Annotated in this window: 1 protein-coding gene; it reads left to right on the forward strand. The window is 51.8% G+C overall.

Features of this window, described 5'->3' with window-relative positions; all coding sequences use genetic code 11:
- Positions 1–117: 117 nt before the first annotated feature.
- On the forward strand, positions 118–552 hold the full coding sequence (gene tnpA, locus QD409_RS35530) for an IS200/IS605 family transposase (RefSeq protein WP_430765051.1): 435 nt from the start codon (positions 118–120) through the stop codon (positions 550–552).
- Positions 553–625: the final 73 nt, after the last annotated feature.

Below are 625 nucleotides of genomic sequence, written 5' to 3' on the forward strand. Positions count from 1 at the left end.
TTATATTCATGAATAAACCTCCACCTACGGTGGAGGACTGGACGAGTTCTACACGGTAGTTGAGAGACCTCCTGCTTGAACCGCTGGGTTGGCCCAGACTTCGAACAAGGAGGTTCTATGGATGAACAACCGCTCTCGCATGCGACGTGGGACTGCAAGTATCACGTTGTTTTTGGCAGCAAATACCGCACGAAAAGACTGTACGGGGACGTACGGCGTGAATTGGGAGAACTCTTACGTCGGCTGGCACAGCAGAAAGGYTGCCAGATCGAAGAGGGTCATTTGATGCCCGACCATGTGCATATGTTGATATCGATCCCGCCGAAATACTCGGTTGCGCATATTGTCGGCTTTTTGAAGGGCAAGACAGCCCTTTACGTTGCCAAYAAATATGCGCGCAAGCGCCGCTACAAGGGTTATCACTTTTGGGCGCGCGGGTACTTCGTATCGACGGCTGGCTATGACGAGCAGGTCGTCAGACGKTATATCCGTAATCAGGAAAAGGCCGACAAAGCTTCCGACTTTGCCGACCTCTTCAATCGTAGCTACTAAGCGCTAACAAAACCGCTTCTAGCGGTTCAAGCGCAGCGTTTCAAACCTCCACCTCTGGTGGAGGTCATGACTT

It is taken from the genome of Rhizobium sp. BR 315 (assembly GCF_050577975.1).
Taxonomy (GTDB): domain Bacteria; phylum Pseudomonadota; class Alphaproteobacteria; order Rhizobiales; family Rhizobiaceae; genus Rhizobium; species Rhizobium miluonense.